Annotated in this window: 10 protein-coding genes and 2 tRNA genes; 4 read left to right on the top strand and 8 right to left on the bottom strand. The window is 68.2% G+C overall.

Going from position 1 to position 14,378, the window contains the following annotated elements:
* Positions 1-108: 108 nt before the first annotated feature.
* Together AC1DB8_RS09045 and AC1DB8_RS09040 are read right to left on the bottom strand one after the other, a co-directional pair.
* Positions 109-196: transfer RNA gene (locus tag AC1DB8_RS09045), tRNA-Ser, on the bottom strand.
* 141 nt (positions 197-337) lie between these two features.
* On the bottom strand, positions 338-2,578 hold the full coding sequence (locus tag AC1DB8_RS09040; protein ID WP_476892810.1) for a prolyl oligopeptidase family serine peptidase: 2,241 nt from the start codon (positions 2,576-2,578) through the stop codon (positions 338-340).
* A 74-nt stretch (positions 2,579-2,652) separates the two neighbouring features.
* Here AC1DB8_RS09040 and AC1DB8_RS09035 point away from each other — a divergent pair, with 74 nt between their 5' ends.
* Entirely contained in the window at positions 2,653-4,617 is a 1,965-nt protein-coding gene (locus tag AC1DB8_RS09035; protein ID WP_476892809.1) for an FAD/NAD(P)-binding protein, read from the top strand.
* Between the two features lie 245 nt (positions 4,618-4,862).
* On the opposite strand, the gene AC1DB8_RS09030 is transcribed toward AC1DB8_RS09035, so the two are convergent.
* The 5 genes from AC1DB8_RS09030 to AC1DB8_RS09010 form a co-directional block, all read right to left on the bottom strand.
* Positions 4,863-9,398 carry an ExeM/NucH family extracellular endonuclease gene (locus AC1DB8_RS09030; protein WP_441419019.1) on the bottom strand — a complete coding sequence of 1,512 codons (4,536 nt, stop codon included), beginning with the start codon at positions 9,396-9,398 and terminating at the stop codon, positions 4,863-4,865.
* 403 nt (positions 9,399-9,801) lie between these two features.
* The gene (locus AC1DB8_RS09025) at positions 9,802-10,203 is read right to left on the bottom strand and encodes a VOC family protein (RefSeq protein WP_441419020.1); all 402 of its coding nucleotides are present in this window, start codon (positions 10,201-10,203) and stop codon (positions 9,802-9,804) included.
* A gap of 10 nt (positions 10,204-10,213) precedes the next feature.
* Positions 10,214-10,651, bottom strand: coding sequence for a helix-turn-helix transcriptional regulator (locus AC1DB8_RS09020; protein WP_476892808.1), 438 nt, complete (start codon positions 10,649-10,651; stop codon positions 10,214-10,216).
* Between the two features lie 74 nt (positions 10,652-10,725).
* A complete protein-coding gene (locus tag AC1DB8_RS09015) occupies positions 10,726-10,956 on the bottom strand; it encodes a zinc-ribbon domain-containing protein (RefSeq protein WP_441419022.1) in 231 nt (76 codons plus the stop codon).
* A gap of 23 nt (positions 10,957-10,979) precedes the next feature.
* Positions 10,980-11,672 carry a TetR/AcrR family transcriptional regulator C-terminal domain-containing protein gene (locus tag AC1DB8_RS09010; RefSeq protein WP_476892807.1) on the bottom strand — a complete coding sequence of 231 codons (693 nt, stop codon included), beginning with the start codon at positions 11,670-11,672 and terminating at the stop codon, positions 10,980-10,982.
* Positions 11,673-11,902: 230 nt separating this feature from the next.
* Between AC1DB8_RS09010 and AC1DB8_RS09005 the strand changes: the two genes are divergently transcribed.
* The gene (locus tag AC1DB8_RS09005; RefSeq protein ID WP_441419024.1) at positions 11,903-12,160 is read left to right on the top strand and encodes a hypothetical protein; all 258 of its coding nucleotides are present in this window, start codon (positions 11,903-11,905) and stop codon (positions 12,158-12,160) included.
* A gap of 308 nt (positions 12,161-12,468) precedes the next feature.
* Here the strand turns inward: AC1DB8_RS09005 and AC1DB8_RS09000 are convergent.
* Positions 12,469-12,556, bottom strand: a tRNA-Ser gene (locus AC1DB8_RS09000).
* A 157-nt stretch (positions 12,557-12,713) separates the two neighbouring features.
* Between AC1DB8_RS09000 and AC1DB8_RS08995 the strand changes: the two genes are divergently transcribed.
* The gene (locus tag AC1DB8_RS08995) at positions 12,714-13,697 is read left to right on the top strand and encodes an NAD(P)H-quinone oxidoreductase (protein WP_476892806.1); all 984 of its coding nucleotides are present in this window, start codon (positions 12,714-12,716) and stop codon (positions 13,695-13,697) included.
* A gap of 141 nt (positions 13,698-13,838) precedes the next feature.
* Positions 13,839-14,372, top strand: a complete 534-nt coding sequence (locus AC1DB8_RS08990; RefSeq protein ID WP_476892805.1) for a PadR family transcriptional regulator — start codon at positions 13,839-13,841, stop codon at positions 14,370-14,372.
* Positions 14,373-14,378: the final 6 nt, after the last annotated feature.

Raw genomic sequence — 14,378 nt, 5'->3', positions numbered from 1 at the left:
GCCATCCGGCCGGCCCGTCACGGACGAAGCTCGCCCGGGTGGAGGCGCAGAGCGGGACCAAGGGCCCCGGGAACGCAAAAGGCCCCGGTCCAGGACCGGGGCCAAACGCGGAGACGGGGGGATTTGAACCCCCGGTGGAGTTGTGCCCCACACTTCATTAGCAGTGAAGCCCATTCGGCCGCTCTGGCACGTCTCCAATTGCTATTACTAGCCAACCAAGGATACGCAGAAGGGGCCATGCAGTGCAAAACGGTCGACGCGGGGTCACTTACGGCCGGTCCAAGCGCCCGGGATGGGTCGTAAGTGACCCCGCGTTGCCCGTCCGTGGGAATTACACCTAGGCCGCCCGGCCCGCCAGGGCGCGCCAGAGGAAATGCTGGCTGCGGCTCTGCAGGGCTGCGGCCTGGCGGTTGTCCGAGGCGCCGGCGTGGCCGCCCTCGAGCGCTTCGTGGAACCAGACATTGGGGATGCCCATGGCCTGCATCCGGGCGGCCATCTTGCGGGCCTGCACGGGACCCACACGGTCATCCGAGGTGGCGGTCCAGATGAAGGTCTCCGGGTACTCCACCCCGTCGCGGAGCAGGTGGTAGGGCGAGAAGGTCCGGATGAACTCCCACTGCTCGGGCACATCGGGGTCGCCGTATTCGGCAATCCAGGAGTACCCCGCGGAGAGCTTGCTGTACCGGCGCATGTCCAGCAGCGGCACCCCGCAGGAGACGGCGCCGAACAGGTCCGGGTACTGGGTGAGCATGTTCCCCACCAGCAGGCCGCCATTGGAGCCGCCCACGCAGCCCAGCCGCTGGCGGGACGTCACGCCACGCGCGATCAGGTCCTGCGCCACGGCGGCGAAGTCCTCGTAGGCGCGGTGCCGCTTGTCCTGCAGCGCGGCGCGGTGCCACGACGGCCCGTACTCGCCGCCGCCGCGGATGTTCGCCACCACGTAAACGCCGCCCCGGCTGTGCGGCACGTCGCCCACGGCGCCCGCTGATTCCTCCGTGCGCCGCTCCAGCCAGGCCCGACCGACGGCGCCGCTGTAGGCAGGGGTGCGGGAAATCTCGAATCCGCCGTAGCCGGAGAGCTGCGTAGGGTTCTGCCCGTCCAGCACCAGGTCCTTCGCGGCGATCTGGAAGTAGGGCACACGCGTGCCGTCCTTGGACACGGCGAAGTGCTGCTGGACCTCGTAGGCGTCCTCGTCGAAGAACGACGGCGCAGTCCGGACCACCTCGTGCGTGCTGACGACGCCGTCCGCACCGGCGCGCGTGAGCGTGCCGCGGGTCAGCGTGCTCGGCGTCGTAAATCCGGTGGCGACCAGCCAAAAGTCGTTCCCGGCCCCGCCACTCCCGTCGCCGTCGTCGCCGCTGCCGTCTTCATCGTCCACGGCGTAGGCGTTGACGTCATGCAGCGGCGGGCAGGCATCGAGCACGCTGGAGGCCCAGGCGACGTCCGCGCCGGGCCGTTGCGGATCGAGCACCCGGATCTCGGAGGAGACGTCGCGGAGCAGGTTCAACAGCAGGAAGTCCCGGGTCCAGCTCCAGGACTGCAGGGAGGTGTGCGCATCCGGGGTGAACAGCACGGACAATTCCCGGCTGCCGGCCAGGAAGTCATCGAAGCGCGCCGCCAGCAGGGACCCGGCCGGGTAGCTCGTTCCGTCCAGGGTCCACTCGCCCTGCGGACGGAAAAGCAGCCATTCCCGGTGCGAGCTAAGGTTCACGTCCTCGGGCACGTCCAGCTCGACCCAGACGCCGTCGCACAGTACCGAGGTGCGCTTTTCGAAGAAGCTGATCCAGTCCACCGCGAAAGTCCGCTCGAAGCCGGGGGTGGAGTCGTGCGCCAGGAGCGCCATCATGTGGTCTTCCGGGATTTCGAACAGCCGCTCGGCCGAGGCCAGTGACTCGCCGCGGCGCAGGACCACGCCGGTCCGGGCGTAGGAAGAGGTGGTTGTCGGCAGTCCCGCGGCCGTGCTGGCGACCAGCAGGGTGTCCGCGTCCAGCCATGAAACGTTGCCCTTCGCGGTCGGGAGGTCAAAGCCGCCCTCGGCCGGGTCGACAAAGCTGCGGGTCTCGACGTCGAACTCCCGGTAGCGGTTCGCGTCGCCGCCGTCGGGGGAGAGCGCCAGCAGGGCCAGCCGGTGCGGCTGCCCGGCCGCGGGGCGGAGGAAGCTGGCGCCGTGGAAGACCCATTCCTCGCCTTCGGCTGCGGCCAGGGCGTCGACATCGAGCAGGGTTTCCCACGCGGGGGAACCCGCCCGGTAGCTCTCCCAGTCCGTGCGCCGCCACAGGCCCTTGGGATTCTCGCGGTCCTTCCAGAAGTTGTAGTACCACTGGCCGTGCTTGCCCACCATGGCGATCCGGTCGGTGGAGTCCAGCACCTCCAGGATCCGGTCTTCGAGTTCGCCGTACTCGGCATCCTCCAGCAGTTCCTCGGTGCGGGCGTTTTGTTCCCGGACCCACGCCAGTTGTTCCTCGCCGTAGATTTCCTCCAGCCAGATGTTCTCATCGACGGGTTCGGGGGCGGTCCCGGAAAGCGCGCCGGAGGGTTCGCCGGGCGCGGTGGGGTACTCAGCTGAAGTGGTGGTCATGGGCCCATCCAAGCAACACCGGTGCCGGGCAGGCAAGTCAAGGCGGCAGCGCGGATGCGGATACGCTGGATGCCGTGGGTAAATCGCAGAGCATCCGGACGGCACTGATTGGCGCCGGTCCCCGGGGTACCAGCGCGCTGGAGCGGTTGCTCGCCAACTGGGCCCCGACCACCCCTGAAGCCTGCCTGCACATCGATGTGATCGACCCTTATCCCGCGGGCCCCGGCCACGTCTGGCAGCCCGGACAGTCCCGTCTTTACCTGATGAACACCCAGTCCTTCTATCCCACGGTGGTCCCGGAGGATCCGGAGCTCGCGGCGCCGCTGGCCGGGGGCACCTTTGACCAGTGGCGGGAACTGCAGCGGAAGGATCCGGACCCGGCACTGTCGGCCGATGAACGCACCGAGTTGTCCGGCCTGGGTTCCGCAGACTTCCCCAGCCGTGCGCTGTACGGCCGCTACCTGAGGTCCACGCTCGAGGAGTTGCTGGAGAAGCTGCCCGCCGGGGTCACCGTGGATTTCCATCAGACCACCGCGACCTCGGTCCGACCGGCCGCGGGCCCCGGGAACGCGGGGTTCGACGTCGCACTCGCCGACGGTACCGAGCTCACCGTCGGGTCCGTGGTGCTGGCGCTCGGCCACCTGGACTCCCGTCTCAACCCGGAGCAGCGTGAGCTCCAGGCAGCGGCGGACGAACTCGGGCTGAAGTACCTGCCGCCGGCCGCCCCGGCCGACGTTGACTGGTCCGGTATTCCCGCCGTCCAGCCGGTGCTGGTGCGGGGCATGGGCCTGAACTTCTTCGACGTGATGGGCCAGCTGACCGAGGGCCGCGGCGGCAAATTCCTGCCCGCACCGGACGGGGCGGGGCTGACGTACCTGCCGTCCGGCCGGGAACCGTCCATCATCGCCGCCTCGCGCCGCGGAACCCCGTACCGGGCGAAGGCGACCCTGGCCGGCTACTACCCGGCAGCGGTGTCGCTGAGGTACTGCACCGAGCATGCGCTCGCCAAGTTCGCCGCCGCCGGTATCCTGCCCGCTTTCGACCACGACCTGTGGCCGCTGCTGCACCGGGATGTCGTGTGGGCCTACTACTCCACCCTGGCGCGCACGCACCCGGACGCCATGGGCGCGGACCCGGCCGGCTTCCTGGCCGGACTGGAGGAGGCGCTCCAGCCGCACGCCCACTCCACCGTGAAGTGGGAAGAGGCCGCCGGCGCGGTGATCGACGCCCACGTCCGCCCTGCCTACCGGCTGGACCTGCTGGGACTTGCCGCGCCGCTGGCGGGCCGCAGCTTCGCGTCCCGGGCGGAACTGGATGCCGCCGTCGTCGACTATCTGCTCGACGACGCGAGGCGCTCCGCGCTCGGTGAGGACGATCCGGTGAAGATGGCGATCGGCGCCCTGCATCACGGCCGGGCAGTGCTGAAGACGGCCGTGGCCGACGGCGGCATCACCGAACAGTCCTGGGTCGCCGGCCTGCGCGGCTGGTTTGAGTCCTTCGTGGAAGGGCTCGCGAGCGGCCCGCCGGCCCTCCGTGCCGAGCAGCTTGCGGCCCTGGCCCGCGCCGGCGTGGTCAGCTTCGTGGGACCGGACCCCAAGTTCGGCGTCGACCGCAAGGCCAGGGCGTTCACGGCCGCCTCCCCATGGGTGGCCGGGCGGGACGGCGGCGGCGGTGAGGCAGTACAGGCCGCGGTGCTGATTGAGGCGCTGGCCCCTGCCAACCGGGTGGCGATCAACGCGTCGCCGCTGCTGGAGCAGTTGCTCGCGGACGGCCTGGTGCGCCCGCGCCTCACGATGAGCGTGGAAGGCACGCCCGTGCAGAGTTCCGGGCTGGAGGTGCTCCCGCATCCCTACCGGCCCGTCGGTGCGAACGGATCGGTCACGGAGGGGATCTACGTGCTGGGCCTGCAGCTCTCCGCCGCGCAATGGGGCACCGCCATCGCCGCGGAGGCGCGGCAGCAGCAGGGGCCGGTCTACCGCAGCGGACAGCGCACGCTGCGCGACGCTGACGAGATTGCCCGGGACATCCTCGCCCGGTAGCGCCCTGGTTCTCGGCGCCGGGGTGGATGCCGCGGGTTTCGGAGCGTTCGTCCGGGTCCGGATCCAGTCCGAGGGATGGTGCCTCATCCGCCACAGCAGCCCCGCCCGGGTTAGTGGAGTGGCCGACCCCAGGGCCAACGAAAAATGAGCATGTCCCCTCCCCGGGCCGGGCGGTGGACACTTGCACAATATGTCCACCGCTCCGGCCGGGGGAGGGGCATGCTCACTGAGGCTGGGCTACGGAACTAGCCCTTCAGGCATTTCCGGTACGCGGCCATTGCCGTGCCGTAGTTGGCCTGACCCACGAGGTCCGCGGGCCGCTTCGGCTTGACCGGCGCGGTGCACTGCGGCGGGACCGGCACGCTGGCCGCGACCAGCACGTCCGCCTTCACCACAGTGCCGGACTCGACGGCGGTGAGCACCAGGGTGCCCGTGCCCGCAACAGCGCCGGCCGGCACCAGCACGCTCACGGTGGCCGCGCCGGCGGAAACCGGCACCGTCCCGAGCGCGGTCACGGTGCCCGCGGCGTCGGCGAACTCGGCCCGCAGCGAGGTGTTGGCCGGGCTGCCGAGCGAGGTGAGGTCCAGCTTGGAGACCGCCAGGGTGATCGGCTCCCCGCTCTTGACCTCGGCCGCGGTGGTGTTCACCACGGCCACGGAACGGCGCGCGAAGTCCGGCGAGACGGGCGTGTGCGTCTGCAGGTACTTGATCCACGCGTCGCGGTCTACCAGCCCTGAGTCCTTGGTGCCGGTGCCGGACTTGAAGATGCGGAAGTTGTCGCCGCCGGTGGCCAGGAAGCTGAACGTGCCGATCCGGTAGGACTTCGCCGGATCGATCAGCGCACCGTTGACCCGGATCGCGGTGATCCGGTCACCCGCGGCGCGGGCTGCGTCGTAGGTGTAGTTGACGTTCTTGGACAGGCCCAGCTGCTGGTAGGCGCGGCTGGGGACCGTGCCGTCCGGGTTGGTCTGCCACTGCTGCTCCAGCAACGTCTTGAACTGCGCGCCCGTGAGCGTGGTGGTCCAAAGGTTGTTCACGAACGGCAGGACCGCGTTGGCCTCGGCGTAGGTGATGGTGCCGTCCGGTGCGTAGTAGAGCTCGTTGCGCAGGCCGCCCGGGTTGACGACGCCGATTTCTGCGGCGCCGAGCTCCGGCGCCTTGAGCGCGTCCACGAGCGAGTCCGCCACGAGGTTGCCCAGCGTGGATTCGCTCGCGCGGTCGTCACGCACGGCGGGGGTTCCGCCGAACGCCGTCGTGATGTCCGCGGTGACCGTGCCGACGGGCTGGTTGCCGATCACGGCGGCGTCGGCGACGGCCTTGTCCACGATGGTCTTGACCGCAGCCACCCGCGGGTACGCGGCGACCAGGTCGGCCGCCGGGTCCGTGGTGCGCTTGACGTTGGCCGCCTTGTAGCCGGTGACGGACATGGTCTTGGTGTCGATGGTGAGCTGGATCTGTCCGATGAACTCGCCGTAGTTGCCGGTCTGGACGATCGGACGGGTCTTGCCCGTGGGCTGCCCGGCAGAATCCAGCACGGGTGCGTCCCAGGCGTACTGCTTGTGGGTGTGGCCGTTGAAGATCGCGGCGACATCCGGGGTGACTTCCTTGACCATCTTGGCGAAGGGGCCGCCCGCGGCGACCTCCTGCTCCAGGGTGGCGCCCTCGGGAGTGCCGGAACCGGCGCCGTCGTGGTTCTCCACGATGATCACGTCGGCGAGCTTGCCCGCCTTGATCTTGGCGGCGACCCGGTTGATGGCATCGACGGGATCGCCGAACTCAAGGTCCGCGATCCCGGCAGGGGTGACCAGGGACGGCACTTCCTGCGTGACGGTGCCGATCACGGCGACCTTGATCCCGTTCATGTCCAGAACGGTGTATTCGGGCAGCGCCGGCTCGGTGGTGCCCTTCTGGTAGACGTTGGCGCCGAGGTACGGGAACTTTGCGTTGCCGCCGCCGGCGATGACCCGGTCGCGCAGGTCGGCCCAGCCGCCGTCGAACTCGTGGTTGCCCACGGCCGAGGTGCGGAGGTCCAGGGCGTTAAGGACATCGATGGTCGGCTGGTCCTTGGCGACGGCCGAGGCGAACAGCGAGGCGCCGATGTTGTCGCCGGCGGAGAGGAACGCGGTGGCGCCGGGGGCCGCGGCGGCCCGGAGCTTCTCGATCGTTCCGGCGAACAGCACCGTGTTGGAATCGATGCGGCCGTGGAAATCGTTGATGCCCAGGAAGTTCAGGTCAACGCTGGCCGGGGTGGTGGGCAGGTCCAGTCCGACGACGACCGGATCGTGGTCGCTGGCGCGGAACTGGTTCGGAGCGTAGTAGTCGGTGACGTTGTTGTTGTGGCGGCTGTATTCCAGCGCCACGGACTCCACCGAGTTGATGTTCCAGATGTCCGCGCCGGTGACGACGGCGTTGGCCGCCGGCGAGGCGAGGATGTGGTCCAGTGAGCCCACCAGGCCGCCGAAGAGGTAGGAGTGCTTGGCGCTGCCGTCGGCGTTCTTGGCCTTTTCGTCCTGGTTGACGTACCCGGCCGCCGTGAGGACGTTGATCGGGTCCTCCTTGGCGTAGGAGTTGAAGTCGCCGATTAGGAAGACCTTGTTGGTGCCCTTGGACTTCTGCAGCTCGTCGGAGAAGGCCAGCAGGGACTGCGCCTGGGCGGTGCGGGCGAGGTTCGAGGCGCCCTGGCCCTTGTCGGTGTCGTCCGGCGTTGCAGCCGAGCCCTTGGACTTGAAGTGGTTGGCGATCGCGATGAACTTCTTGTCATCGGCCGCGCCGACCGGCTTGAAGACCTGGGCCAGCGGCTTGCGGGCACTGGCGAAGGCAGCTGTGTCGTTGTGGATGATGGATTCGCCCAGCGGCTCCGCCGCGGCCTTCTTGTAAATGAAGGCGGTGCGGATCATGTCCTCATCGGCCAGCGGGGGTGCGTTGGCGGGGGTGCGGACGTAGTCCCAGATGCCGGGGGTTGCGACGTTCAGGGCGTCGACCAGCTTCGCCAGGGCGTCGTCCCGGTTCTTGCCGAACTGGGCCGAGTTCTCGACCTCCATCAGGGTGACGACGTCGGCGCCGGACTTGGAGATGGCGGCAACAATCTTGTCCTGCTGGCGCTTGAGGTTTTCGGCGTTCGAGGCGCCGCGGACGTTGCAGCCGCCGCTGACGGTGATGGGGTTGCCCGCCCGGTCCGTGTAGAACTTGCAGCCGGCGACCTGGTCGCCGGTGGTGGGGAAGTAGTTGAGCACGTTGAACGAGGCAAGCTTGAGGTTGCCGCCCACCGCCGTCGGGGCCTCGGCGCGGGTGGCGCCGAAGCCGGCCGGCTGGACCGTGTCCGCGTTGGCGGCGGTCAGCTGGGTCAGCGGCTGGAACTTCCAGGCGCTGTTGGCGTAGCTGAGCACCACGTTGGTCTTGAACGTCACCGGCGCGCCCACCCGGACGTGATCCGCGGTGGTCAGGTACGGCAGCGTCAGTGCCTTGTTGGTGGCGTCCTTGAGGAAGTTGGTGCTGGCGCCGTCGTCGAGCTTGATGCCGCGGGCGGCGTTGGCCGCGACGGTGGCGGTGTATTCGGCGGAGCCGTAGGGGGCGACGGCGGTGGGCTGCTCCAGCGGGGTGGTGCCGCCGGCCAGGCCGATTTCGCCGTACTGGTTCAGCGAGTAGTTGTCCGCAACAGTGACCGGCCCCTGCGGCGTCAGCAGCATGGCCTCGAGGGATTCGCGGAACGCCTCGTCGGCCGGAAGGGCGAAGCCGGTGGCCTTGACCTCGGGGGCGGCGTCCGTCAGCTTAGTGACTCCGGCGGCGCCGGCGACGTTGAGCTGGGTCATGCCGTAGTACTCGGCAACGTCGCCGGTGACCTCGACGTAATCGCCGATCTGCACTCCGGCGACGGCGGACGGCGCGTAGACGAAGATGGCGTCCGACGCCGTGTGGTTGGCCGGGGTCAGATCGCCGCCGGTTCCGGGCGTCTGGATGTAGAAGCCTGCGAAGCCGCCTGTCGGGAAGGTCGCCGTGACCTTTCCGCGGGTGGTGACGGAGGTGCCGGCGAGCGGGCTGGCCGCGCCGGTGCCCTGGATCTCCGCGATGCTCTTGGCCGTCGGGGGAGTGACCGGTCCCGGATCAACCGGGGCGGTTTCACCGTTGGCCGCCTTAGGCGTGATGGCGCCGTTAAGCGTGAAGTCAGCGGCGTTGTTGTTGCTGTCCGCACCGCCGCTGCGGTTCATGCTCTTGACATCGGTGTTGCCCGACGGCGCCGTTGCCGCCTGGGTTTCGAAGGTGTTGGAGCTGCCGTAGCCGAGCAGGTCGGCGACGTTCGTGGGTTCGACGACGGAGCCGGTGGCCAGCGTAGTCAGGGCGGTGGCCTGCTTGGCCAGGACGATCGTTCCGCCGGCGCCGGCCGGGTTGAAGCCGGTGGCGGTGACGTCCGCGGCGGGCAGATCAAGTCCGGCGGTGCCGTTGCTGCCACCCTTTAGCAGGTAGTACCCCTTGGCGGCGACGGTGCCGGACAGGGGCACCGTGGTGCTCGGGGCGGTGGTGCCCGTGGCGGAGCGGTACTGGATGGACCAGCCGTCCAGCGCGACCGGGGCGTCCGAGGTGTTGTACAGCTCCACGAACTTGTTCTTGTAGGCCGCTCCGGCGCTGCCGCCGCTGAGGTAGGCCTCGTTGACGATGACCGGCGAAGTTCCGGCGGCTGCCGGTGAGACCTCCAGTGCGGCGGCGGGCAAAGCGGTCAGCGGCGCTGCGATGAGCCCCGCGGACAGTGCTGTGCCCAGCGCTGTTTTCCAAGGTGTGATTTTCATCCGCTCTAACTCTCATTAGGGTGCCCGGGTAAGGGCTGGGTGCGATGTCCGGGTAGGTGGCCCGCGGACCGGCCGGTCTGCTCCTGGTCAAGCAGATCCCGGCACAGCAAAACAGGGGTGAATGAACACAGGGTGGATTGAGTGTGCATTCGGCGAGACGGCCCCCAGCGGAACGCCTCACAGCCGGCACGGAACCCCAACAAGGTGCCCCAGCGACGGTGTTGGTAGAGCTTTTTTGACTGCCCGGCCGTCCCCCTGGCCCGGGCACTCAAAAGAATACCGGCCAGTAGGCGCTTGGGAAGCGGCTGGCCGGTATTTCTTGTGGCAATTTTTCCAAAGGATTTAGTTGGCGCCCTGGCTCAGGCGTTAGGGGCGGCGGAAAGGCTCCGCCCGGAGCGCCGGTTCAGGCCTGGTTGAAGCGGACCATGTTGCCGGACGGGTCGCGGAAGGCGCAGTCCCGCGGTCCCCACGGTTGCACGATGGGTTCCTGGAGGACTTCCGCGCCGGCGCCGCGGACAGCCTCGAAGGTGGCATCGAGATCGTCCGTGCGGAACACGATCACGGGCAGGACGCCCTTGGTGAGCAGTTGCTGGAGCGCGTCGCCGTCGTCCTTGGAACGGCCGGCGTGCGGGGGAGAGAGCACGATCTCCAGATCAGGCTGTGCGGCGCTGCCGAGGGTGACCCAGCGGTGGCCGTCCGAGCCGACGTCGTTGCGCACCTCCAGGCCCAGCACGTCGCGGTAGAAGGCGAGCGACTCGTCGACGTCGTTGACGGTGATTTGTGCGTACTGCAGTGAAATGTTCATGACTCACACGCTACGACGGCGGGAGCGGGGGCGCTTCTTCAATCCTGCTCGGCTTCCGCGACGGCCGCGTGTGCTGCCGGGCGACGCAGGACGGCATGGCCTTCACCGCACGGTGTTCCCGGTCGCGGTACGCGCTGGGGGCCATCCCGACGATCTCTGTGAACCGGGAACTGAAGGAGCCCAGCGAGGTGCAGCCGACTTCCATGCAGGCGTCGGTCACGCTGGCACCGGCTCGCAGCAGCGCCATGGCGCGTTCGATCCGCCGGGTCATGAGGTAGTTATAGGGCGTCTCGCCGTAGGCCGCCTTGAACTGGCGGGAAAAGTGCGCGGGGGACATGAGGGCGCCGGCGGCCATGGTGGGCACGTCGAGCGGCCGGGCGTAGTCGCGGTCAATCAGGTCCCGGGCCCGGCGCAGGTGGCCCAGGTTGGCCAGATCCTGCGGTGTCATGCCGCCATCTTAGCGCTGGTCAGGACCCGTGCGGGATGCTTCACCCGGCCGGCTATCTGCTCGGCCCCGGTCTTTCACCAGGCCAGAGATTTTGCCTGTCGCGACTTGATTGCCGAAATCTGGCCGCAGTTCGAGCACGTGATCCGGTAGGTCTTGGAGGTGGTGAAGATGGGGATGAAAAACAGCGTGAACTTGGTGGCGCGTTGCTGCAGGTGGTGGTGAACGAACTGGCCGCAGTGCTGGCAGGTGGCCAACCGTCCGGGCAGGTCGTTGAGGACAGTCTTAAGGCCGAAAAGGAGGAACATTGGGTGGCACCTTTCGAAAGCGGTTAGGCCGTGGGCGACAGGCGGGCTGCAAGGCCCGTCAGCAGGATGGTGATGCCTTCGTCCAGCTCGGCCATTCCGTCGTAATCGGCGAGGACCGGCGCCAGGGCCCGGAGTCGGGGAAATTCCTTCGGCGGCAGCCGGTGCAGGCCCAGGCGGAGAAGAGCCTCATTTTCCTCGGGATCCACGATGAATTCCTGCAGTTCATTGAGGATGTGGCCGTACAGGTAGCCGTAGTAGGCGCGATAGACGTGCAGGGCGTCGGCCGGCGCGAAGCCGGCGTCGATCAGCAGCGCGAGAATCTGTTCCAGCGGACGCAGGGTCCCCAGCGGCCGGAGTCCCAAGGGCGTGGAGAGGGGGCGTGTTACGAGCAGCGGCACAACGTTCGGGTGCCGGAGCGCGAGCTCGCGCAGACAGTGCGCGATGCGCCGGAGCTGGGCCTGCCAGTCCGGGTCGTCGGGGACGATTTCGAGTTCGTTGAGGACTAGTTCGGAGACGCCGTCAAGCAGGGCGGCGCGGTTTTCGGCGTAGCGGTACAGGCTCATGGGGTCCCGGCCGAGTTCCTGCCCGAGCCGGCGCATGGTGAGCGCGTCCAGTCCCTCGGAGTCAACCAGCGCCAGGGCCGCGGACAGCACAAGCTCCCGGCTGAGGCGGCTCTTGGGCGCCGGGGCGGGCGCCGGCTTTTCTGCGGGGGACATGGAATCCGATCCTGTCGGGAGGGGCCGGTCCCACAACGGGGCCGTCCCTGGAAATTGATCAACAAGCTTGCTTACAGTGAAGTCTACGCCTATTGTCTACAATGTAGACACAACCTGGATCTTGCCGCACTGCGGCATCCGGACCCGCTTGGCGCCCCGTGCATGGCGTTCAAGTACCAGCTGCTGTAGCCCTCGGCGGCGCCCTGTGCACCCGGCGGAAACGAGCCACCATGGCAGATTCGCAATATGACCAGTTCCTTCAAGAAGCCACCACCTCCGACGCCGCATCCGGTTCCGTCCTCGGACGGGATTGCCTTTACGGGGTCTACACCAGCTGGTGTTTCCTGTCCCGGAGTGCGCCCCGGCCCGAAGATGCCTTCTGGGCGGCCATGAAGGAGAAAAAGATCCGTCCCGGGCATACGCCGCTGCGCATGAAGGGCCCGGCCGCCGCGGATTACATTCTCTCCAGCTTTCCCGGCCTGGTGTGAGTCGGATGGCCGCCAGTTCGGGCACCTACCGGCCGGTCAGCGCCCACCAGCCCCGTGGCCGCCGTCCCTGGTGCGCTGACTGCCGCAGCGACCGGCACCTCCTCGCCGGTTCCGCTGCCGTTCTGGATGCCGGGGACGAAACCCTCGCCCTGGCTGTCACCTGCACGCGCTGCGGTCTTTCCAGGGTGCTGGCGACCACTGCAACATTTGCCGCCGCCATTGCCCGTCGGCGGAACAGGTAAGGCCGGTGGTGGCAATCTTTCGATCGCCGCCACCGGCCTCTGAACCGCGCAAAATCTGCGCTCCCGCGGAAGGTAAGAGATTCGAACTCTTGGTACGGGGTTACCGCACACTGGTTTTCAAGACCAGCTCCATCGGCCGCTCGGACAACCTTCCCTGAAGAGTAGTGTTTCATAGCCGGTAGGCAGCCACAAAAGTGGCGGCGCTCGCAGACGACGCCGGTTTGGCCACCTACTCTGGAAACGGGAGTTGCCCGCGCCGCGTGCGCGGACGCCCCGCCCGCACGAAATCAGTAAGGAATCGGGAGTTCTCCATGAAGGCTGTCTACATCTCAGAGCCCGGCGGTCCGGAGGTCCTGGAGGTCCGCGAGGTCCCGGCACCCGTTCCCGGCCAGGGCGAGGTGCTGATCGATGTGGTTGCTGCCGGGCTCAACCGGGCGGACGTCCAGCAGCGCATGGGGTTCTATCCGCCGCCCCCGGGCGCCTCGGAAATTCCCGGACTCGAAGTCTCCGGGCGAATCGCGGGCTTCGGCCCCGGTGTCACCAAGCCCTTCTCCGTCGGGGACAAAGTCGTCGCGCTGCTGGCCGGCGGGGGCTACGCCGAGCAGGTGGCCGTTCCGGCCGGGCAGGTCCTGAGGATTCCCGACGGCGTGGACCTGGTCACAGCCGCGTCGCTGCCGGAAGTCGCGGCCACGGTCTATTCCAACCTTGTCATGACGGCCCAGCTGCAGGCCGGGGAAACGGTGCTCATCCACGGGGCCACCGGCGGCATCGGCACCATGGCCATCCAGCTGGCGAAGGCCCTCGGCGCTCGCGTGGCGACCACCGCGGGCACCGCGGAGAAAGTCGGCACGGCGAAAGCCTTCCTCGGTGCCGACATTGCCATCAATTACGCCGAGGAGCACTTCCCCGAGAGCCTCCGTGCCCAGAACGGCGGGAAGGGCGCCGACGTCATTCTCGACGTCGTGGGCGCCAAGTACCTCGGACAGAACGTGGACGCCCTGGCGGAATATGGCCGGCTCGTCGTCATCGGGCTGCAGGGCGGCACGAAGGGCGAACTGGACCTCGGACAGCTGCTGCGGAAACGGGCGGCCATCATCGCCACCTCGCTCCGTCCCCGCCCGGTGGAGGAAAAGACGGTCATCATGAACGCGGTCCGCGACGCCGTGTGGCCGCTGCTCGCCGACGGCCGGATCCGGCCGCTCGTGGCGAAGACCTTTCCCCTCGACCAAGTCCAGGCAGCCCACCGGTACTTCGACTCCGGTGAGCACGTGGGCAAGGTCCTGCTCGTCACCTAGCCCCCTGTGACGGACAGCATACGCGGATTGGCATATGCGAAGTGGCTGTCCCGGGTAAACGACGATAATGTAATTCCATACGCGGTATACACGCGTCTTGGGGCGCGTGTATGCTGTCGTCCTGCTACCGTCGGGGGCACCATGTCTATCCGCCACAGCCTTCTCGCGCTGCTGCAGGACCGGCCGCGCTACGGGTATCAGCTCAGGACCGAGTTCGAGGATCGCACCGGCTCCTCCTGGCCCCTCAACATCGGGCAGGTTTACACCACCCTCGACCGCCTCGAACGTGATGGACTCGTTCAAAAAGACGGCGCAGACGGTGAAGGCCACATCGTCTACAGCATTACCCCGGCTGGCCTCGCCGAGGTCCGGGACTGGTTCCACGCTCCCGTGGGCCGTTCCAATCCGCCGCGCAACGAACTGGCCATCAAGCTCGCCCTCGCGCTGACGCTGCCCGCCGTCGACGTCGGCGGACTCATCCAGGCACAGCGCGCCGTCTCCATCCGGGCGCTGCAGGAGTACACCAAGTCCCGGCGCGAGGCCGTGGCGCATCCTCGCCCCGCGGACACGGCCAGGCTGCTGGTCCTCGACTCGCTGATCTTCCAGACCGAGGCGGAGGTCCGCTGGCTGGACCTCTGCGAAGCCCGCCTCATGCAGCTGGCCGGGCCGGCCTGACAAGCA

Source organism: Arthrobacter sp. 10N410, from assembly GCF_056394945.1.
This window is presented reverse-complemented; position numbering and strand designations above follow the sequence as displayed.

Coding starts and splice junctions, on each gene's coding strand:
- AC1DB8_RS09040 (WP_476892810.1), bottom strand. CDS start 2,578: ATGACCACCACTTCAGCTGAGTACCCCACCGCGCCCGGCGAACCCTCC.
- AC1DB8_RS09010 (WP_476892807.1), bottom strand. CDS start 11,672: ATGTCCCCCGCAGAAAAGCCGGCGCCCGCCCCGGCGCCCAAGAGCCGC.
- AC1DB8_RS09020 (WP_476892808.1), bottom strand. CDS start 10,651: ATGACACCGCAGGATCTGGCCAACCTGGGCCACCTGCGCCGGGCCCGG.
- AC1DB8_RS09030 (WP_441419019.1), bottom strand. CDS start 9,398: ATGAAAATCACACCTTGGAAAACAGCGCTGGGCACAGCACTGTCCGCG.
- AC1DB8_RS09005 (WP_441419024.1), top strand. CDS start 11,903: ATGGCAGATTCGCAATATGACCAGTTCCTTCAAGAAGCCACCACCTCC.
- AC1DB8_RS08990 (WP_476892805.1), top strand. CDS start 13,839: ATGTCTATCCGCCACAGCCTTCTCGCGCTGCTGCAGGACCGGCCGCGC.
- AC1DB8_RS09015 (WP_441419022.1), bottom strand. CDS start 10,956: ATGTTCCTCCTTTTCGGCCTTAAGACTGTCCTCAACGACCTGCCCGGA.
- AC1DB8_RS09025 (WP_441419020.1), bottom strand. CDS start 10,203: ATGAACATTTCACTGCAGTACGCACAAATCACCGTCAACGACGTCGAC.
- AC1DB8_RS08995 (WP_476892806.1), top strand. CDS start 12,714: ATGAAGGCTGTCTACATCTCAGAGCCCGGCGGTCCGGAGGTCCTGGAG.